Source organism: Nicoliella sp. ESL1149, assembly GCF_058107265.1.
Map to the genome: position 1 here is coordinate 586,916 of NZ_JBYLUE010000002.1, position 21,139 is coordinate 608,054.

Here is a 21,139-nt window from a genome sequence, read left to right on the forward strand (position 1 = left end):
AATTCTAAAGAAAGAAAAAAGAAACTGTTTAAAATTTAACAGTTTCTTCCTATAATATTATTTAAAATTTAATCAACGTTTTGATGATTTGTTTCTTCCCCAAATATCCAAACCATGATTCCAGCAATAATTGAAATTGCTCCCATGGTAATAAAAATCCAAATTGGTGAAGCAATCGAAAGCATCCAGGTAACAACAATTGGCATTGCTACAGTACAAAGCTTGGAGATTCCATTAGCAACTCCTACACATCTAAAGCGGAACTTCGTACTAAATAGTTCAGTAACATATACCGCAACCACACTGGCCATCAAAACATAAAGGGCAACATTAAGCAAAAAACCAATAATTTCAACACCCATAATCGTTGTTTGTTGAGCATAGATAAAACCAAGAACGGCAGAACAGAAGAATGCGGTCACAATAACTGGTTTTCGTCCAATTCGATCAACCATAAATGAACCTACCGCACAGCCAATTGGAGCTCCCATCAACATAATTGCAGAAGCAAAAAGTGAATTATGCATGTTGATTCCCCGTTGTACCAACAATGTTGGTACCCATGAAGTAAAGGTGTATTGACAAATAATAGTTGCGGAAACTGCAATCGTTGCGATGATCAAGTTCATCCATACTGGATGATGTTTAATTTCATTTTCTTTCGTTTCTTGTTTTACAGATTCGTTATCATTAATTTCCATTTGATCAATGACTGTTTTAGCATCATCATAACGACCATGCTTAATCAACCAACGAGCAGATTCTGGAATGTCACGACGCAAGAACCAAATAATGCTTGCCAAAATACCAATCAAGATGAACATAATTCGCCAACCAAATACAGGAATAATGAAGCTAGAAATCATGATGGTAACAGGAGCTCCAAAGTTAGCAATCATCGATACAATTGCACACCATTTACCACGACTATGAACCGGTGCAAATTCATTTACCATAGAATAACCAGTCACAATTTCAGAACCCAAACCGATGCTAGCGATTAACCTAAATATCGTTAGAACAGTCACATTCGGAGCAAAAGCAGCTAAGAAAGTAAAAACGCCAAACAAAATTAAATTCATTTGATAAGCAACTCTTCTTCCTTTGATATCCCCAATCACACCAGCTAAAATCGAACCAATGAAAAGACCTAAGAATCCACTAGAAAGAAAATAAGCATTTTGCTGGGCGTTCGCCCAATGTGTACTTACGATTGAACCTGAAACCGCACTCGCCATATAAACATCAATTGCATCCAAAAACATTCCGGCAGATACTAAACCAACAATTTTATAAAATAGCTTTGATTCCTTAGCCCGATTTACTTCATTCATCATCATTGTTTCTGTACTAATATTTGCTTCCATAATTCAAACCCCAATTCTTAATTTTTTTAACAAAAAAAACGTCCTTAAGAATTAACACTAACTAATTAATGTTAATTCTTAAGGACGTTTACACGTGGTACCACCTTTATTCACTAGTTCTTTACAGGACTAATCTCGACAAGTACGGTGCTATTCAAATAGCATTTATACTCAGACTTAGATAAAGGTAGTCATACCTGAATCCCTCGAAAAGGATCCAATCAATAAATGCCTTTCAAAATTAAGATACTATGTCATTTCACCAGACTGACACTCGCTAAAAGAATCTTAAATTTTTAATACTCATTTATCATTATTTTTAATCTTACTGCTTGTTTAATTGATTTTTATTATACATGATTATTAATATAAGTCAACCTTAAATTAGAAAAAATGATTTTAAACTCTAAGCAGGTGTTATTTCACGACTTAAATCATCATCAGTAGCTTGATTATGAAGAATATCATTATTAATCGCAGACTTGATTTCAGTTTCAGTATTCAACGGGCCAGTTAAAATATAACCATTGATAAAATTAGAATAATCAGAAGGATTATAATTTTTACCAAAATGTTCCTTAAAATAATGATTAACTAATTCAAAGAATTCATTATCCAATCTGTAGTCCAAAATCCCCATCTCACCTACATATTGATCATACGCTTTAACTGCAGCTTCATTAACTTTTTGATCATCACTCTTATCACCATGTAAGTAAACGTTGATGATATCATCAATGAAATAATAAGTTAAATTATTCCCAAAACGAGGATTCTTTTCGTGAATTAAATTCATTACCAAATTCAAATAAGGGGATTGATAGGCATTTTTTAATAAACTATCCCGCACTTCAGCGTTAATATTGTTAACACTGCTAAAAGAATCTAAAACAACTTTTTCCATATTTATTCGCTCCTTCTATCTCCAGCCATTAAATGACTCCAACAATTTTTCACCAACTATTGATAGTAGATCTATTTATAATATATCACATTTTTACGGTTTTATCTTTTAATCTAAAAATATTTTTTGATATGCCTAATAAAATCCATTTAAATCCTCACAATACAAATAGATTGTAAACGATATATTATGATGATAATATGAATTTAGATTAAATTATTAAAGGGAGATATTGATATGACAAACAACTATGATTATGATGTCTTATATATTGGTGCCGGGCACGGAACCTTTGATGGTGCAATTCCCCTTGCTGCGAGTGGTAAAAAAGTTGGTATTATTGAAGCTGAAGCAATTGGAGGAACTTGTCCTAACTGGGGCTGTAACGCTAAAATTGCCCTCGATGCCCCCGTTACTTTAGTTCATAAACAAAGACGACTAGAAAGTGAATTGAATGGCGAACTAAACTCCGTTAATTGGGCTGGCAACATGAATCATAAACATGCTGTCATTGATGATCTTCCAGGAGCCATTAAGGGAATGTTGGATAAAGTTGGAATTGAAGTTATCATGGGATACGGTAAGCTAACTGATCCACATACCATTGAAGTTAATGGTGAAAGTAAAACTGCAGATAAAATTGTTATTGCTTCTGGATTACATCCTAATAAGTTAGCCATTCCTGGGACCGAATTTGGTAAAAACAGTAAAGACTTTTTAGCTCTTGATGAAATGCCAAAGCGCATCGCAATTATTGGTTCTGGATATATTAGTATGGAATTTGCGACAATTGCAAATGCTGCAAATGCTGATGTTACGGTTCTTATGCATGGTGACACAGCTCTACGTCAATTCTATCAACCATATGCTAAAGATTTAATGGCTAAGATGGAAAAAGATGGCATTAAATTCATTCCTAATTCAAAGGTTGCTGCTTTTGAACAAAATGGTGACCAGTTCACTGTTAAATATGGTGATGGCCAAGAATTAACAACTGATTATATTTTAGATGCTACTGGACGGAAACCAAACGTTAAAGGCTTTGGCCTCGATGAAGTTGGTGTTAAATATGATAACCATGGAATTATTGTTAACGATCATCTTAAAACTAGCGTTGATAATATTTATGCTTCAGGTGATGTTATTAATAGTAAAGAACCAAAATTAACCCCTACTGCTGTTTTTGAAAGTACCTATTTAATGCAGTTATTCACAGGAGCAACTACTGATCCAATCGATTTTCCTAATGTTCCAACAGTTAGTTTTACCTCACCTCGCTTAGCTGAGGTCGGCGTACCTGTTGCTGAGGCTGAAAACAGCAGTGAGTACAAAGTCGTTAAAAGTGATTTAACTAAAGATTGGTATTATCAAGCTGATAAGGAAAATGTTGCAAAACGGGCATTAGTCTTTGATAAAGCTGGCCATTTGGTTGGTGCAACCGAATTAAGTGATAAGGCTGATGATGCAATTGACTCAGTCCTTCCTGCAATTGAACTTAAATTAAACAAGCAACAAATCGGCAGAATGATTTATCTCTTCCCTACAATTGCGAGCGACGTTTGGGCAAACTTATAGTTTTAAAATAATTAAAGAGCGCTAATCAACGCTCCTTTTTAATAAATAAGAAATAGAAAAATGGAGGAAGTATTAATGAAAGCAAAGAACTCACAATATGATTACGACGTATTATTTATTGGAGCTGGACACGCATCTGATGGTGCTGTTCCGCTTGCAAAACGTGGTTACAAAGTAGCTAAGATTGAAGCAGATCGGGTTGGTGGAACATGTACCAACTACGCATGTAACGCCAAAATCGTTTTAGATGGTCCGGTTGAAACAATGAGAACTCAACAACGGACGAAAGATATCGTTCAAGGTGCTCTTCATTTGAACTGGGAAAACAACATGAAGTACAAACATGAAGTTATCGATCCTCTTGCTGCTGGGATGGAAAAGAAATTCAACAAACAAGGAATCGATGTGATTCATGGCTGGGCTAAATTTGTTGACCAACATACTTTAGATGTTGATGGTCATAAATACACTGCTGATAAAATCGTAATTGCAACTGGTCTTCACCCTAATCAATTAGATATTCCTGGAACTGAACTTGCTCATGACAGCAAGGCCTTCTTAGACTTAGACAAGTTACCAAAAAACATTGCCGTAATTGGCTCTAGTTACATCAGTATGGAATTTGCTACGATAGCAAGTGAATTTGGTAGTGAAGTTACCGTTCTGATGCACGGTGATCGGGCACTGCGTAAATTCTACGGTCCTTTTGTTCAAAAAGTAATGACTGAAATGGAAGCTAATGGAGTGACTTTCTTTAAGAACGCTAATGTTCAAGCATTCGAAAAAGATGGTGACCAACTTTACGTTAAATATGGTGATAATGAAAAATTACCAACTGATTGGATTCTAGATGCAACTGGTCGTAATCCTAACCTAACAGGATATGGATTAGATGAAATGGGAATAAAATATGACAATAAGGGCATTATTGTTAATGGTAAAATGCAAACTAACTATGACAACATTTTTGCTGCTGGTGATGTTGCTAAAACAACTGATCCTAAGTTGACCCCTACTGCTACTCACCATTCTAAATACATTGCTCATTACATCATGGGTGATACCGACAAACCAATGAAACCATTTGTTATGCCCACAGTGACCTTTACATCGCCTCGAATTGCTGAAGCTGGTATCTCAGTCGATGAAGCCAAAGCTCATCCTGATAAATATACGATCAACGAAGCAGATGTTACTAATGATTGGTTCCGCGAAATCAATAATGATCAAATCGGCGATCAAATTTTTATCTATGATAAGGAAGGTAAATTAGTTGGCGCAACTGAAGTTAGCGAACGCGCACAAGATTTAGTTAATTCTGTGCTTCCAGCAATTGCTTTGAAGTTAACGCCAGAAGAAACTGAACAAATTTGCCCGCTTTTCCCCTCAATCATGCACGAAGGTTGGAAAAAATTATAGTTATTAAAATTTTATTTAGCACTCTAAATTTAGAGTGCTAAATTTTTGCATTCTCATTTAAAAGGTCTAATATAGAAAATGTAAAGAGGAACAAGAGAATAAAACAAATGATAGGTGTTCCGCTTTACCTACTAAATTAAAAATAAAAATTATAATAAAGGGGTTTTTGATTATGGCTAATGAATTAAATCGTAGAGATAATGACTTATTCGATCCAATGGATGATTTCTTTGGTAACTTCGGTAAGAGTTTATTCAATACTGTTGCTACTAATCAAATGAAGACCGATATCGTTGATAAGAAAGATCATTTTGAAGTTAAGGCTGAATTACCTGGTTTCAAGAAGAATGATATTCACCTTAGTTACAGTGATAACACACTAAAGATTCATGCTGTTCACGACTTAACTAAGGAAAATAAGGACGAAGATGGTAACATCTTACGTCAAGAACGTTCATCAAGTAATATCAATCGTCAATTCTATCTTCCAAACGTTGATAACAGTAAGATTGAAGCAAACTACGATGGTGGAATGCTTACATTGAACTTACCTAAGGTTGCTAAGGAAGATAAGAATCAAGAAATTGATATCAAATAATTCTTAAACGAATAAAACGCGCTAGATTGTATCGCATTGCAATCTAGCGCGTTTTTATGTAGTATAGGAATTGAGGTGAATTATATATGACAAGAGCACAAATGAAAAAAGTTGTTAAAGAAAAATTAAATAATCACTTTGGCTTCTTTTTCGTATTATTTTTACCCTACTTTATTTTGTATGCTGTGGGGCAATCAGTAAGTTATACCAATGTTAATGTTAATACCTATCCTGACAATTTTATGACAGGTTTTTATAATGGTATCTACAGTTCTGTTTTTAGCTTAAGATTAACATTCTTATTCGAAATTTTAGCAGGATTAGCATTAGTTGGAATCATGTATGTTTGTATCGACGTTGCCAGAAATAAGGATGATTACCTTCATGGTTTTCATAAGTCATCAACTATTTTGAAGGGCGGCTACTTACTTCCCGCAATTTGTATTGGTTTTTTGACTTATTTATTTACATTCTTATGGATGTTCCTTCTTATCATACCTGGAATCATCAAGAGTCTGGCATATTCACAAGCTCAATACATTTATCGTGATGCTTTAGATCGTGGTGAAAAGATTGGTTATCTTGAAGCCATTACCAGAAGCCGTCAATTAATGGATGGTCATAAATGGGAATTCTTTATTTTAAACTTAAGTTTCATTTGGTGGTACTTACTAGTGGGAATTACCGCTGGAATTGCTGGTTTTTACGTTTTCCCTTACGTCCAATTAACATTTGCTGATTACTACAATCAACTAGTTGAAAATGCTGATAATCAAACTGCTTCAACCAACTAAAAATATAAAAAAAGAGTACCCTGTTATGGTACTCTTTTTTTATACAATAAGAATTTGATTATAACAATATAATATTCTAATCTGCATCTGATATATGACCATTCTTATAAACATTATAGTAGCCGATAAGTCCGGTATAACCCTTCTTTTTTAGATTAATGTTTTCGATCTGACACAAATAATGATTCTTGTACTTTTTAACTCCAATGTAAAAAGTATGTTTTGCTTGCTTTAACTTCTTTTTGTTTTTACTATGATACAACTTATTAAACAAAGCTGTTCTTGCTTGATTAGGCGTATTGATTTTATGATTAGCACTTGCTGTTATGCTATATCCACTTAGTAAAAACAATAAAAGTGACGAAACTAATAATTTTTTCATATATTGATTCTCCTCAGTTTTTGATCATTATAATAAGTTTATAAACTAAATGCTATCTCTATTTTAAAATTTTCATTAATTGATAATGGTCTAAAGCCTTTTTAATATTTCCATAATAAAACTTATTATTATCTATTTTTAACCCAAATTGATCTAAATCGATGTTATGATCTCTTATCAATTTAACTAATTGAGGCAATTCCTTATCTCGATTAGTCGCTCCATCATTATACATATAATCAATTAAAGATAAATCACATTCCTTTAAATTTAATTTATCAATTAAATATTTTTGTAAAGCAACTGCATTATTATGTTTAACGTTTTTAGCACCATAAAGCAAAATGACATTCTCATCGTTTAGATGTTGTTTAATTAAAGCAAGAAAATCAGGCATCATTGAATTTTGTGATAATTCTTTGAAATAGTGTTCCTCAAATTCAGGATAACGCGCATCAACGTGTTGAAACCATTCTCGTAATTCATTAGACGGAGCAATAATTTTAGCCCAATCATCCAATTGAGCAGCTTGTTTCGATATCCCACGAGCCCATTTACGATCAACTAGGATTCGATAGCCTTTCATATCAAATGGTTTCGTATATATCCTTTCAATTTTTAACATTTAGCCTTCTTCTTTCCATTTATCTACTCTTCCATCATTATTCACCACATACATTCCTAAATCTGTCCCCAATGCATCTTTTTTAACTACCTGAATAATAAATCGTTTTCGATACATATCAAGGTATCTTGGTGCTAAAAAAGTTTCTGGAAAATGGTGTTCCAATAATTGAAAAGCTTTTTCAAATGAGTTAATCGTACCATCAAAAGCATGGCTTTCCGTCCAAAAATAACCATATTCTCCACGATATTCAGTTCTTAAACTATCTTTATGTTTCTCAACAATTTTAATTAATCCATTCATGGACTTTCCTCCAAAAAAATAAGCTGCTTAGATTGATAATTCAATCCTAGCAGCTTATTTATTTAATTTCTATTGATATGATTAACGAATAACCATAACTGAAATTGGTGCATATTGAGTCATGTAAGCAGCTTGACTACCAAAATGACGCGCAAGACCACGTTTAGAGCGAGCCCCAATAATTAAAAGATCAGGTTCAACATGGGGAATAATATCTTTAACAATTGCTTCTCCAGCATTTCCAGAAGAAATTACAGAACTAACGTGTTTTACGCCAGCATTTTTTGCTTCTGCTTCATACTTTTCCATGTGTTTAACTAAATCTTCACGTTTACCATGAACATAGTTAGGTGATAATTCTTCGTAAACATTAACATCTTCATCTTCAAGAACTGATGCTAAAATTAATTGGGCATCATCTTCTTTTGCCTTAGTAATAGCGTAATGAAATGCTAATAATGCATCAGAAGAGTCATCAACACCAACTAAAATTCTTTGAAAATCTTCGTTTCCTTTGTCCATGTTTTAACATCTCCTATTTGTGTTCTTTGGCAGCTTTTTCTTCTAACATTTCACCACGAGTTTGGCCTTCAGAATCAATCTTGTTAGCAGTTCTCATCATTTCATATAGAGTCCAAGCTAATAAAGCAATAATTCCAATTGCTAAACAAACAGCAATGATAAATGAAGTATGGGTTTGAGCTGCAGTTGGGTTGTCACCATAAAAACCAGCGACTGAATCAGGCAAGTTCTTAATGTTCAAACCAATTAAGGCAATAACAGAAATCCAACCAAGAATCTTGATCCAAAGCGTATTCTTGAATTGTCCCATTTCTTTTTCATTATTAGTCAAAAGAAGTAATGGCAACATTGAGAATGGTAAAGCTAAGGATAAGAAAATTTGTGAGTTTTCCATTAAATCGTTCAAAGCTTCATGTTCTTGAATAGCAGAATCTCCACTAGTCATGGCAACACAAATCAAAACAGGAATAACGGAAAGTAAACGAGTAATTAAACGACGAGCCCATAAAGGCATCTTCATGTGAATGAAACCTTCCATGATAACTTGTCCACTTAAGGTTCCTGTAATAGTTGAGTTTTGTCCTGAAGCTAACAAAGCAACAGCAAATAATGTTGATAATACTCCAGACTTAGCAACACTAATTAAAAGTGGATTACTCAAAGTCTTAGTATTGTTCAAAGCATCGAATAAACCAAAGAATGATGAATCCTTAACGGCACCAGTCTTAAATACGGCAACCCCCATAATAAGTAACAATGCATTAACAAAGAATGCAAAAGTTAATTGAATATTGGAGTCCCAAGTAGTGAACTTAACAGTCCGGTGAACATCTTCTGGATCGTTAACATCATACTTACGAGTTTGAGAAATAGATGAGTGAAGGTATAAATTATGTGGCATAACGGTTGCCCCAATAATCCCTAAAGAACCAGATAATGGGTTAATTCCACCGATAGTAGGGCTACTCTTTAAAGTATCTACACTTGGAATTAAGCCCTTAAATACGCCACCCCAGTTAGGGTTTGATAATGCAACTTGGTAACCAAACACAACTAAGATAACAATAATTAAACAAACAACGATCGCTTCAATCTTTCTGAAACCAATCTTAGTAAGTAACAATAATAGTAAAACATCAAATACGGTAATAAATACGGCTAAGATCAATGGAATATGGAACAGCAAGTTCAAAGCAATCGCACCACCAATAACTTCGGCAATATCGGTCGCCATAATCGCAAATTCAGTCATGATCCATAAAACAATTCCTAAAGCTTTACTTGTTCGTGCACGGATAGCTTGAGCTAAATCCATTCTTGTCACAATCCCAAGTTTAGCAGCCATGTATTGCAATAACATCGCAACCAAACTTGAAAGCAAGATAATCGACATAAGTAAGTATTGGAAACTTTGACCCCCAGTAATAGAAGTCGACCAGTTACCTGGATCCATATATCCAACGGCAACTAACGCACCAGGTCCAGAATATGCAAATAATGTTTTCCAGAACCCCCAGTCCTTTGGCACAGCAACAGAACTGTTAATTTCTTCTAGTGATGGGCCATTAGCATAGTGAATTAAACTGTGCATGCCACCCTTTTTTGAAGCTTTTTCACTCACGGTGAATTCCACCTTTCTTAATCTAAATGCTTTTACATTTAATCCAACTCACATTGTACACTAGATTTAAAGAAAATTAAACATTTTTTATACTCTCCTAAAAATTTAATTACATAGCATCGAATTAAATCGTTTATTTAGCTTAATTCTGAATTTAATATCCCTTATATAGTAGCTTTTTGATATACTGAGAGCAGAAACATACCACAAATCTAAGCAGAAAGTTGGGTAAATAATGAAATTTAGAATTGAAGAAGACGCTCTTGGAGAAGTTAAAGTTCCAGCAAATGTTCTTTGGGGGCCTCAAACTGAACGAAGTCATAATAACTTTAAAATTGGTCAAACAATGCCAATCAATGTTATTAGAGCCCTTTTACAAATTAAAAAAGCTGCTGCTATCGTTAATCAACAACTAAATAATATCGATGATGATAAAGCGGAAGCAATCGTAAAAGCTGTTGACGAAATTCTAAATAATGATTACCACGAACAGTTTCCATTGGTTGTTTTCCAAACCGGAAGTGGGACTCAAACGAATATGAACGTGAATGAAGTTATTGCTCATCTTTCTAAAAAATTAACGCCAACTGTTAAAATTCATCCTAACGATGATGTTAATCGTTCGCAAAGTTCTAATGACACCTTTCCAACAGCGATGATGATGACTGCCTACCAAGCAACTGAAAAGTTATTACCTACTTTAAAATCTCTGATTGCCGCTTTAATGGAAAAGGCAGATAAATACCATGATGTTGTTAAAATTGGTCGAACCCATTTACAAGATGCCACACCTATTACTGTTGGCGAGGAAATCAGTGGTTGGGCGAATGCTTTACAACATGATTATCAATTTATTCAAAATGCTAAAAGTTCACTCCTTGAATTACCAATTGGTGGAACGGCCGTTGGGACTGGATTAAATACTCCAAACGGCTTTGATAAAAAGATGGTTAAACAATTGAGTAAACAATTGGACGTTGATTTTAAGGTTGCACCTAACAAATTCCAGGGCCTTGCTAATCATTCTGGAATCACGATGGTTCACAGTGCCTTTAAGACGCTTGCAACTGATTTAATCAAGGTTGGCAATGACATTCGATTCTTAGCCAGTGGACCGCGTGCCGGTTATAATGAATTAAATATTCCTAGTAACGAACCTGGCTCGTCAATCATGCCCGGAAAGGTTAATCCCACTCAAATCGAGGCTTTAACGATGGTCTGTGCTCAAGTAATGGGACATGATACCACGATTAGTTTTGCTAATAGCCAAGGTAACTTTGAAATGAACGTTTATAAACCCATTATCATTGCAGACTTCTTAGACAGTGCGAACTTACTAAATGAAACATTAGCTTCTGTAAATGAACACCTTGTTAAGGGACTAAGTGTCAATCGTGATCGAATGAATCAACTAGTTCATCAATCATTAATGCTAGTAACTGCCCTTAGCCCACATATTGGTTATGAACGAAGTGCTCATATTGCCCAAAGTGCTTTAAAAAATCACCAAACATTAAAAGAGGCTGCCCTTGCTGATGGCGTAACAGAAGATGAATTCAATCAATGGATTGATCCAAAGGCAATGACTAATATCGATAAACAGGATAATTAATAATGAAAAAAATCATTCAAAACACTAATAATAAAACTCACTTTTATCATCATTTTCAACTAAAAGAAAAAGCTTCCGCCTTATTATGGTCGGGAATTATTACGGTTGGCATTTTCATTCTAAAGTCTTTATAATTGCTTTTTAATTTTGAATGTGGCAGAATAACTGATGTAAGAATTTACTTACTTTTTATAAGTCGATTTAAAAAGGAGCGTTTCATTATCAATTCATTTTGGAAACATTTGAAAACTATTTTATTAAGTTTTATCGTTGTCATTGGTGGCGGATTATTGTTATCAGGTTGTGGAGACAAATCTCAATCATCAAAACAAATTAACGTTGTTTCTTCCGTTAATTTTTATGGTCAAGCTGCAAAAGCTGTTTTAGGAAATTATGGACATGTTACATCCATTATTAACAATGCCAACGTTGATCCCCATTCATATGAACCAACAACAAGCGTTGCTAAAAAAATCACTAAGGCTAACTTTGTGATTGCCAACGGTGTCAACTATGACAAATGGATGGATTCTTTAGTTAACAGTAACGGTCAAAATGTAAAATACATCAAGGTCGGTAATTTGTTACATAAGAGCAACAACGCCAATCCCCATCTTTGGTACAATGAAAACACCATGCCTAAGTTAGTTAAAGAACTTGCTAAAGATTTTGGTAAAAAGGATCCTAAGCATAAAAAAGCGTTTGAAAAGAATGCTCAAAAATACATTGATTCTTTAAAGCCAATGCGTGATGCAATCGCTAACCAAAAGACAAAGAGTCATGGAGCTAAGGTTGCAGTTAGTGAACCAGTATTTGACTATTCACTTCAAGCAATGGGCTACAAAGTTGCTGATAATGATTTTGCTAAATCAATTGAAGATGAAACTGATCCATCCCCTGCTGCAATTCAAAACCTTCACAAGGCAATTCAAAAACATCAAATTAAATTCTTTGTCTTCAATACCCAAACTGGCGATAAAATTGTAAAGAACATGGTCAAATTAGCTGAAAAGAATAAGATTCCAGTTATTCGAGTTACTGAAACCATGCCTAACAATCAAAAGACTTATAAGAGTTGGATGATGAGCCAATATAAAGAATTAGATAATTTAAAATAAATTGAGTTCAATTTAATACCAAATCAAAAAAAGCTTAAGAAACGGCATCCACTCCGTCTCTTAAGCTTTTTATTATGATTTAAAGGTATCGCGGAACAAAAACTTCTTAAGGTCATCAGCTGTTGGTTGCTTACCTTCAGTATTGAATCCTTCAAATGGCCGTAACCCAATCAAAGCACTTTTTTGATATTCAGAACCTAATTTAACCGCATATTCAGCCAATGAATTATTATTGATATGTTCACATAGTTGAGCACATGGTGTCATCTCAGGATGTTTTACACGAATTTTCATTTGTCGTAAAACTTCTTTGTATTCTGGTCCTGCTTGAATTAAATCAACGTATAAATCTAATCGTTCCAAAAATGCTTCTGCTTGAACTTGGTAAGTACATTCATCTGGTTTTTCTAAGGCGACCTTATTATTCATTTTGTTAGAGCGAATTAAGGTCTTTTCAACTTCTTCCTTCTTCAAAACTGGGTTCATGATAAAGTAACTAGCCATTAAACGAATAAACTTCAGTTCGCTACTTGTAATTCCAATCGAACTGAATGGATTTAAATCTAACATTCTTAATTCCAAGTATTGAATTCCGTTCTTCTTCAAGTCATCTAAATCTTTTCCACCACGAAAACGAATTGGTCCCTGACCTTCAGACTCACGAATCAATAATTTATCCTTGACTGCCTGGCGAATTGAATGAATATAGCCGTCAATAGATGTGTAATCGACTAAGAACTTAGCTCCATATCCATATTCATCAGTTTGTCGTAAACTCCTTACTAAATGATTTAATGGTTTTTGATCATCGTTATAAAAATTAGCTTCTGCCAATGGACTAGCTCCAAATAGATAGGTTAATAACCAGCGATAACGAACAAATTCTTGTCCGACTCGGGAATATAAATAATTCTTAGCCGCTTGTTCTGAATCAAACAAATCACTAAAATTTTGATGAATCAATTTTGCAATATGGCCATGGATACTAAGGTTAATATGTAACCCACAAGGCAGTGCTTCTGACATTCCATGATGTAACTTGACCCACTTAACTAAGAAATCACGTTTTTCTTTTGTCGCATCAGTAATCAAATCATTATGTTTTACCTTTGGCATAATTGGTGGCATTGATAATGGCCATAAAATTTCGCCTGGGGCTAACGCATTTCTTAGTGTATTGTTAATTCGATATAAATATTGCATTGCATCCTGAGGACTATCAGCAGCCGGTGTAACCACTTCAGTCATTGCAATTAGGAAATCTTCTGTAATCCAGGGATTGCTATGTGCATCCCCAATCGTATCTGGATATGGTTCCATACTTAAATGACCCTTTTTATCAGCCCGATCCATTTCGACCTCAATTCCCATTCGGAAATCTGATGTACTTGCAACGGCTTCTTTTTCAAAAATTAATTGTCCGATTCTACTAAACATTTGTTGACCCTCCTAATATTTCCAAATAGATAAAAAAAGCACCCTTAATCTCATTACGAGAAAAAGGGTGCTTCTGCACGGTACCACCTTATCCATCGAACATTAAAACGTCCGACCTTACGTGCGGCGATAAATAATTATCGCGATACGTTGACACTTGGTAACGGGTGTGACCGGTGAAGTTTACTATTGTTTCAACTTACTAACTAAAGAATGATAACGTTTCAATCCTTTTAATGTATTCTTCCACCAACCAATACTCGCTTAAAAAAAAAGATAACGCTGTTCTTATCATCGTCATTTATCTATCTAATTGTTAAAGATTATAAACCAATCTTTATAAAAGTCAATCCTAATTTTATAGATAGGTCAAAATTAATCCTAATGAGGCAAAGACATTAATTATAAAATGTAACAACATCGATGTTTTCAAATTGCCAGTTTTCTTGTAAACAAATGCTAATGCCATTCCCATTACAAAGTAAACACCAAACGTTAAAATATTACTTTGAGCATGCGCAAACGCAAAAACGATTCCACTAACAATAATTGGCAACACCCATTTTTCAGGTTTAAAGAAGGCATTCATTAAATAGCCCCGAAAAATCGTTTCTTCTAGGATTGGAGTGAAAAAAACCATTCCAATTACCATTACGATCAATACCGTATGACTAGAAGAAACCATACTATTAATTGCTTCTTGATTTTTAGATGTTCCCGTATGATAAACGACCTTACTTAAATTCAAAAGAACTACTTCTGAAAAAACAATTACAAGATACGCCCCAATTACCCATAAGATATTTTGCATCTTAAACTTCCGCGGTTTAAAATCACTATCCCTTCGATAACAATAAGTAACCGCTGTGATCAACAATGCATAAGCAAGATAAAAACCAACAATGCCAATTATTTGCATCATGCTAGTTGATTTCATAGTTAACAATAATGGAATTGATACACACTCTGTTAATCCAATAAATAAAATTAATAGTCCAATTCGATTGAACCATTCACCAACTGATAATTTTTTCATCTAAATTCTCCTTTTTAATTCACCCGATTATAACATAAAACAAAAATAGCGGCTTTGCCGAAACAAAGTCGCTATTCATGCATGTAATAATATTAATTTTTAGTAACGGTTAAATAACTATTTTAAGATGTTTACGATTTCACGGTTAAAGTCTTCCATATCATCTGGAGTTCGACTAGTAACCAATGAATGTTTCTTATCAACAACAACTGGTTGATCTTTAACTATTGCTCCTGCATAGTATAAATCAGGACGAACAGTTAAGTAAGAAGTTAATGTTAATTCATTAGCTAATCCAGTTTGGATAAATAATTGAGGACCGTGACAAATAGCCAATACAGGTTTATTGCTAATTAAGAAGTCCTTAGTCAAATTGATATAACGATCATCAGCACGTAATTGATCAGGTGAAAAACCACCAGGAATGAACAATGCATCATAATCACTTAGAGCAACTTCATCAATTGACTTGTCAACGTGTTCCTTATCGCCATGCTTACCCTCAATGGTACTACCAGCTTTATCGCTAATAATATCGACTTGATGACCAGCATCTTCTAAGGCCTTTTTAGGAGCAGTCAATTCTACATCTTCGTACATATTTGTAACAATTGCAGCAATCTTACTCATAAAAAATTCCTCCTTTGAATCCAGTAACTATCTTACATTATTAATGATAGCTAAATTCAAAAGCAGCTTCAAACATTTTGCTTACTTCTTTTGGGAATCTTTTTTAGTTTCAGTTCGGGCCTTCTTCTTCACTACAATTGGTTGATAACCCATTAATAATTGATATTCTGGTCTAGCTAAATAGACCTCAACCATTTTATCCTGAGAAAAGAGATATTGCGCAATTTGCATCGCTTTTTTCTTTGGCATAACGATCAAAGCAGTTCCTTTAGGAGCTAATACACGAATTGCCTCTTGGAACCCATCTTGGTAATTACTTTCTCGACTACTTGCAAAGCGACTCGTTGCCGTAGGCATAATCGAAATAACGTTAAAATAATCGGTTGGATAAGGTAAATAACGAACATCCCCATGATTCAGCTTAATGCGTGAAATATCACTATCACGCTTAGCATTTACCTTTGCTTCTTTTGTATAATCATCAAAATCTTCTTCAAACCCATCAACAAATGCAGATTTAGCTTGATTGGTCAATTCTACTAACCCGTATCCACGTTTAGTGGCTAAGTCTAGTGCATGCATATCAGAACTAATTTTTTGATCTTTGATCAAAGCATTAATTAAATGATAACGGTAAATATTCCGAACGATTGTCATGATAAAAACAATCACGGCTAAAACACCAACAACTATTGATAAAAAATTATGTAGGGCAAACATCACAATTGCAACTAAAACACTAATCGTTAATATGTTGGGTTTATAGATTCCATAATGTCTTAAATTTTTGAACATTTAAAAACAATCCCCTTAAATATGTATTTCAACTCTCTATTATAACAAACTAAATAATGAATATCTGGTAATATCGCTTAATTATAATTAAGAATTTCTAATCATTCCCCTAATGATATTTAAAAAATGCTTTTTTTATATGCTATGATATAAGCAATAAGGAATCAAAAGGGGATTTATCATGTCAAAAAAGCAGCTCCTAAATATTTTTTTGAACCATCAAAATGAGTGGTTATCTGGTAACCAACTAGCTGAACAGTTACAAATTAGTCGAACCATGATCTGGAAAAATATTAATTCCTTAAAAGAATCTGGTTATCAAATTGAACGGAAGCACAGTTTAGGCTATCGTTATTTAGGAACAACAACTTTAAGCGCTGAAACCATTGCTCATTTATGTAGTCAAGACGTTTCTGTCAAATGCTTTGGTACCATTGATTCAACTAATAAATATGCTAAAAATTTGGTTAATGAAAAAGTCATTTCTAAACCAACAATCATCATTGCCAACCAGCAAACAGCTGGTTATGGCAGACGGGGCCGTAGTTTTTATTCCCCAGCTAATTCGGGATTATACCTGACCATTATTGTTCCAAATGTTTCAAATCCAATTAACCCCGGGCTATTAACCACAACCACAGCTGTTACCGTTGTAAATGGATTAAAAAAATCATTCCCCAAAATCCAATTTGGTTTAAAATGGATCAATGACATTTGGATCAACGATCGAAAAGTTGCTGGAATTATGACTGAAACAATTATGGATATTGAAACAATGCAACCTACCTCCATTATTGTTGGGATTGGGATCAATCTATCGACAGAAAATTTTCCAAAAACGATTACTCAACCAGTAACCGCTATCACAAATAAAACCGTCAATCGAAATCAAATTGCTGCTAACATCATCAATCAATTTTTAAAAAGTTACCCAACTTATAAAGATGGGACTGAAATGAATGAATATCGTAAATTATCAGTCGTAATTGGACATCAAGTTACCATCAATATAAATCGGAAAACATTAACAGGAATTGTTAAAAATATTGATGATAACGGAGCTTTAATATTAGAAGATAATGAACACCAAATTCAACATATCACGGCCGGTGAAGTAACAAAGGTCAGACTCAAAAACAAGTAAAAAGTTATCCAATCTTTAACTGATTTGGATAACTTTTTTATTATATCTTTAACGAAGAACCTTCTGATCCCCAATGATTAAGCGGACCATTTTCATGTCCAACTTTAATTTCGTGTTGTAAGATTATATTTAAATATTTTTTACCTATTTTAACTGATTCTTCAACAGATTTTTCCTTAGCTAATTCAGCAGTAATTACTGCTGATAATGTATCACCCGTTCCATGTTTTCTTTTGGAATCAACGTGTTTACCATTTAGCCAAAAACTTTTTCCGTTTGATAAGCGGACAAAATCAGAACTATCTGGAGAGTTCAAACGTCCCCCCTTAATGATCACATTTTTTGATCCCTTGATTTGAATTTGCTCAGCGGCGCTTTCAATGTCTTCTGTGGTATTTAATTCATGCCCCACAATAATCTCTGCTTCTGGTAAATTAGGGGTAACTACGTCAGCAATCGGTATCAATTGATTTACAATTACTTCAATTGTCTCATCATCAAATAACCTTACCCCGTCTCGATTTACCATGACTGGATCCACCACGATCTTTCCAAAAGAATAATGATTTAAATTTTGAATTACCGTCTTAACATGATCCACATTAAATAAAACTCCCGTTTTTACTGCTTTAATTTTATAATCAGCAGCGATTGCATTAAATTGATCATCTATCATCTTCAAAGGCAATGGATAAGCGGACTTTACCCCAATTGTGTTTTGAGCTGTGACACCTACGATAACGTTCGTACTAAAAACATGACAAGCTTGAAAAGTTTTCATATCAGCCATCATGCCAGCCCCACCTCCAGAATCAGTTCCTGCGACCGTCATTACTTCTGGAAACTCACTCATTTTCATCACCCTAACCAAATCAGTTTAACCATTATTTTAACAGTAAAAAAAACGGAAAGGAACCATTGCTTTTTAATTTTGTTAAAGGTATAATTTTTCTAGTTAACCGATTTAAAATAATAGTTAACTAAGGAGAAAATATGAAAGTTAAAGATATAACTCAGATTGGATTAATGGTTGCTCTAATAATTGTTTTAGGCTTTATTCCTGGAATCTCAGTTGCTTTTTTACCAGTTCCAATCGTCTTACAGAATTTTAGTATTTTACTAGTCAGCTTACTATTAGGGGCTAAACGGGGAACGATTGCGGTTGCGATTTTTTTACTACTTGCAGCGATTGGATTACCAGTGTTATCAGGATTTCGAGGAGGAATTATAACTGTTCTAGGTCCTACTGGAGGATACTTATTAGCATGGTTATTAACCCCGGTTGTTTTATCAGGGATTATTTACCTAATTAGAAAAATACTTAATAAAGCACTTAATTTTGGATGGTTATACATTGCATCATTAATCACAATGATAGGAATGACTTATCCTGTTGGTTCTATCTGGCTTCACCTTGAAACTAAGATGCCATTTTGGACAGCATTATCTAGTAATTTTATCTTTGTTCCCGGAGAACTAATTAAATGTTTAGTTGCCGTTTTAATTTTCCAGCGATTACACAAAATATCATTATTTGCAAAATAAAAAGTTGAAACCTTAAACAAGGTCTCAACTTTTTATTTTTAATTATTTATCAGCCATTAATTCTGATTGAGCAAGCCATTTATGATTAGTAACTTCCATCTTAGAATTCGTTGGTTTGTAATTAATCATATAAGCTGGTCCATTGCTAATTTTAACAATTTTACCTTTAGCACCTTTCATTCCACTCATGTGATCAGCTTCAATGATAATATTAGAACCAACTTTGTGGTTACCTTTAATTTCTTGGGCAACTAAATATTTATGATTCTTAACCATTTTATGGGTCTTAGTATCAGTAAAGTTAACTGTATAAAGTTTAGAATCATATGCACCAACAACAGTCCCTTTAGCGTTCATCATTCCTGGCATGTGGTTAGCCATAACCATGATCTTACTACCAGCCTTGAACTTAGCATCCTTGGTCATTTTGAGACCCTTAGGAGCACTGGATCCATGCATCTTCATTTGCATTCCGTTTATTGACATGCCTTTCATATTTTTCATTGAAGAAGAACTTCCCATTTTCATAGATGAACTCATCTTCATTGAACTACTATGAATGCTTGATGACTTCTTGCTACTACTATTAGAACTAGAGCAGGCTGCTAAACCTAATGCCATTCCAGCAACCAATACTCCGGATAATACCTTATTTAACTTCATAAATCTAATCCCCTTTTTGTGTATTTCAATTTTATATTACTCGATTTTTATATCGTACACAAACAATACGCTTTTAATTTAGTAATTATTTGAGGTATGATACAATGAATAATATCAAGTAATTAGGGGGAATCATTCTTGAAAAAAGGACTAAGTATTATTACATTAGCAGCTAGTTTAATGATGGGTGTTTCTGCTATCAGTTCAACTAACGCTAATGCTAAAGCAAAGTATGGCTCTAGCTACTGGAACCAAGCTCGTTACGTAAAAGTAAAGAGTTCTGTTGCCGCCAAGGAATATAAGGTAACTCAAAAGAACAAGAAATTAAACTTAACTAAAAAAGTTATTAAAAAGGCCCACATTAAATCAGGAACTGAATTAACAGCTCGTAGTATGGGAAACGGAATGTGGCAAGTTATTAGTCAAAAGTATCCAAGTAGTAATAAGGGTGTTTGGATTGTTCAAGAAAAAAACACTAAGTGGTTCAAATTAACTAAGGCTCCTAAAACTACTAACACATACAAGACTGTGGCTTCAGAGTACTCTCGGGTAAGTTCTGATTCAATCAGTACTGATGCTAACAAACCATCTGTAGCATATGCACCATTTGGTTTTAAGCCAATCACATTAACCAGCGGAGTTACTATTGACGCTGGTCATGAATATCGGGTTTATTCAGACACTAGTAAGAACGAATGGGTAGTTACTGTTAATGGTAAGAACTATTCTCTTCCTAAGCAAAATAATTACACATTCACAACTGCTAATTCTCAATATGCACCTAATAGTAACAATGCAAACATCAATTCATTGTATGCTCCAAATGACGCCCATGCATTAGTTCCTAGTGGCTATTCTCCACAAAATGGTCGTCTTTGGGTTCAATACAATAGTGACGGATCTATTAAACAATATTACTTCTACACGAACCAAAGTAAGAGTAATACTGGTTGGGTGAAAGCTAAAGTTCAAACTCAAAACGGTAAATCAACAATCGTTCCAGAATAACATTTAAATATTTTTATATAAAAAACTGATTTCAAATTTGA

21 protein-coding genes and 1 pseudogene are annotated in these 21,139 nt (G+C 34.0%); 9 read left to right on the forward strand and 13 right to left on the reverse strand.

All coding sequences use genetic code 11. The features are described 5' to 3' along the window. Positions 1 to 68: 68 nt before the first annotated feature. Positions 69 to 1,367 (reverse strand): MFS transporter, encoded by a 1,299-nt coding sequence (locus tag AC3B6G_RS02865; RefSeq protein ID WP_489848926.1) that lies wholly within the window; start codon positions 1,365 to 1,367, stop codon positions 69 to 71. A 406-nt stretch (positions 1,368 to 1,773) separates the two neighbouring features. Then, positions 1,774 to 2,271 carry a hypothetical protein gene (locus AC3B6G_RS02870; RefSeq protein ID WP_489848927.1) on the reverse strand — a complete coding sequence of 166 codons (498 nt, stop codon included), beginning with the start codon at positions 2,269 to 2,271 and terminating at the stop codon, positions 1,774 to 1,776. Between the two features lie 237 nt (positions 2,272 to 2,508). Between AC3B6G_RS02870 and AC3B6G_RS02875 the strand changes: the two genes are divergently transcribed. From AC3B6G_RS02875 to AC3B6G_RS02890, 4 genes are all read left to right on the forward strand, one after another. After that, a complete protein-coding gene (locus AC3B6G_RS02875) occupies positions 2,509 to 3,846 on the forward strand; it encodes a dihydrolipoyl dehydrogenase family protein (RefSeq protein WP_489848928.1) in 1,338 nt (445 codons plus the stop codon). Positions 3,847 to 3,921: 75 nt separating this feature from the next. Then, entirely contained in the window at positions 3,922 to 5,265 is a 1,344-nt protein-coding gene (locus AC3B6G_RS02880; RefSeq protein WP_489848929.1) for a dihydrolipoyl dehydrogenase family protein, read from the forward strand. Between the two features lie 172 nt (positions 5,266 to 5,437). Continuing rightward, the gene (locus AC3B6G_RS02885) at positions 5,438 to 5,863 is read left to right on the forward strand and encodes an Hsp20/alpha crystallin family protein (protein WP_489848930.1); all 426 of its coding nucleotides are present in this window, start codon (positions 5,438 to 5,440) and stop codon (positions 5,861 to 5,863) included. Between the two features lie 86 nt (positions 5,864 to 5,949). Then, the gene (locus AC3B6G_RS02890) at positions 5,950 to 6,657 is read left to right on the forward strand and encodes a DUF975 family protein (protein WP_489848931.1); all 708 of its coding nucleotides are present in this window, start codon (positions 5,950 to 5,952) and stop codon (positions 6,655 to 6,657) included. Between the two features lie 76 nt (positions 6,658 to 6,733). On the opposite strand, the gene AC3B6G_RS02895 is transcribed toward AC3B6G_RS02890, so the two are convergent. The 5 genes and pseudogenes from AC3B6G_RS02895 to AC3B6G_RS02915 all read right to left on the reverse strand — a co-directional run bounded on the left by AC3B6G_RS02895 (position 6,734) and on the right by AC3B6G_RS02915 (position 10,080). Further along, on the reverse strand, positions 6,734 to 7,039 hold the full coding sequence (locus AC3B6G_RS02895) for a hypothetical protein (RefSeq protein WP_489848932.1): 306 nt from the start codon (positions 7,037 to 7,039) through the stop codon (positions 6,734 to 6,736). 280 nt (positions 7,040 to 7,319) lie between these two features. Further along, positions 7,320 to 7,664: pseudogene (locus AC3B6G_RS02900) on the reverse strand (DUF488 domain-containing protein); the annotation flags it as partial. Further along, positions 7,665 to 7,967, reverse strand: a complete 303-nt coding sequence (locus AC3B6G_RS02905) for a hypothetical protein (RefSeq protein ID WP_489848933.1) — start codon at positions 7,965 to 7,967, stop codon at positions 7,665 to 7,667. It lies immediately after the preceding pseudogene. Between the two features lie 81 nt (positions 7,968 to 8,048). Then, a complete protein-coding gene (locus AC3B6G_RS02910) occupies positions 8,049 to 8,489 on the reverse strand; it encodes a universal stress protein (protein ID WP_489848934.1) in 441 nt (146 codons plus the stop codon). Between the two features lie 13 nt (positions 8,490 to 8,502). Next, on the reverse strand, positions 8,503 to 10,080 hold the full coding sequence (locus AC3B6G_RS02915) for an Nramp family divalent metal transporter (protein ID WP_489849561.1): 1,578 nt from the start codon (positions 10,078 to 10,080) through the stop codon (positions 8,503 to 8,505). Between the two features lie 265 nt (positions 10,081 to 10,345). On the opposite strand from AC3B6G_RS02915, the gene AC3B6G_RS02920 reads away from it, so the two are divergent. Both AC3B6G_RS02920 and AC3B6G_RS02925 read left to right on the forward strand, forming a co-directional pair. After that, complete coding sequence (locus AC3B6G_RS02920) at positions 10,346 to 11,722, forward strand: class II fumarate hydratase (protein WP_489848935.1); 1,377 nt, start codon at positions 10,346 to 10,348, stop codon at positions 11,720 to 11,722. 242 nt (positions 11,723 to 11,964) lie between these two features. Then, complete coding sequence (locus AC3B6G_RS02925; protein ID WP_489848936.1) at positions 11,965 to 12,840, forward strand: metal ABC transporter solute-binding protein, Zn/Mn family; 876 nt, start codon at positions 11,965 to 11,967, stop codon at positions 12,838 to 12,840. Positions 12,841 to 12,912: 72 nt separating this feature from the next. On the opposite strand, the gene AC3B6G_RS02930 is transcribed toward AC3B6G_RS02925, so the two are convergent. The 4 genes from AC3B6G_RS02930 to AC3B6G_RS02945 form a co-directional block, all read right to left on the reverse strand. Further along, complete coding sequence (locus tag AC3B6G_RS02930) at positions 12,913 to 14,277, reverse strand: glutamate--cysteine ligase (RefSeq protein WP_489848937.1); 1,365 nt, start codon at positions 14,275 to 14,277, stop codon at positions 12,913 to 12,915. A gap of 358 nt (positions 14,278 to 14,635) precedes the next feature. Continuing rightward, entirely contained in the window at positions 14,636 to 15,313 is a 678-nt protein-coding gene (locus tag AC3B6G_RS02935) for a CPBP family intramembrane glutamic endopeptidase (RefSeq protein WP_489848938.1), read from the reverse strand. 117 nt (positions 15,314 to 15,430) lie between these two features. Beyond that, on the reverse strand, positions 15,431 to 15,943 hold the full coding sequence (locus AC3B6G_RS02940) for a type 1 glutamine amidotransferase domain-containing protein (RefSeq protein WP_489848939.1): 513 nt from the start codon (positions 15,941 to 15,943) through the stop codon (positions 15,431 to 15,433). 81 nt (positions 15,944 to 16,024) lie between these two features. Further along, the gene (locus AC3B6G_RS02945) at positions 16,025 to 16,738 is read right to left on the reverse strand and encodes a class I SAM-dependent methyltransferase (protein ID WP_489848940.1); all 714 of its coding nucleotides are present in this window, start codon (positions 16,736 to 16,738) and stop codon (positions 16,025 to 16,027) included. 181 nt (positions 16,739 to 16,919) lie between these two features. Between AC3B6G_RS02945 and AC3B6G_RS02950 the strand changes: the two genes are divergently transcribed. Next, entirely contained in the window at positions 16,920 to 17,882 is a 963-nt protein-coding gene (locus AC3B6G_RS02950; protein WP_489848941.1) for a biotin--[acetyl-CoA-carboxylase] ligase, read from the forward strand. Between the two features lie 40 nt (positions 17,883 to 17,922). Here AC3B6G_RS02950 and thiD read toward each other — a convergent pair whose 3' ends face one another. Beyond that, on the reverse strand, positions 17,923 to 18,735 hold the full coding sequence (thiD, locus tag AC3B6G_RS02955; protein WP_489848942.1) for a bifunctional hydroxymethylpyrimidine kinase/phosphomethylpyrimidine kinase: 813 nt from the start codon (positions 18,733 to 18,735) through the stop codon (positions 17,923 to 17,925). 140 nt (positions 18,736 to 18,875) lie between these two features. On the opposite strand from thiD, the gene AC3B6G_RS02960 reads away from it, so the two are divergent. Beyond that, positions 18,876 to 19,427: a biotin transporter BioY gene (locus AC3B6G_RS02960; RefSeq protein ID WP_489848943.1), complete on the forward strand. Its 552-nt coding sequence runs from the start codon at positions 18,876 to 18,878 to the stop codon at positions 19,425 to 19,427. A 42-nt stretch (positions 19,428 to 19,469) separates the two neighbouring features. Here the strand turns inward: AC3B6G_RS02960 and AC3B6G_RS02965 are convergent, their stop codons facing one another. Beyond that, the gene (locus tag AC3B6G_RS02965) at positions 19,470 to 20,090 is read right to left on the reverse strand and encodes a YdhK family protein (RefSeq protein ID WP_489848944.1); all 621 of its coding nucleotides are present in this window, start codon (positions 20,088 to 20,090) and stop codon (positions 19,470 to 19,472) included. 138 nt (positions 20,091 to 20,228) lie between these two features. Here AC3B6G_RS02965 and AC3B6G_RS02970 point away from each other — a divergent pair, with 138 nt between their 5' ends. Continuing rightward, on the forward strand, positions 20,229 to 21,098 hold the full coding sequence (locus tag AC3B6G_RS02970) for a hypothetical protein (protein ID WP_489848945.1): 870 nt from the start codon (positions 20,229 to 20,231) through the stop codon (positions 21,096 to 21,098). Positions 21,099 to 21,139 lie beyond the last annotated feature (41 nt).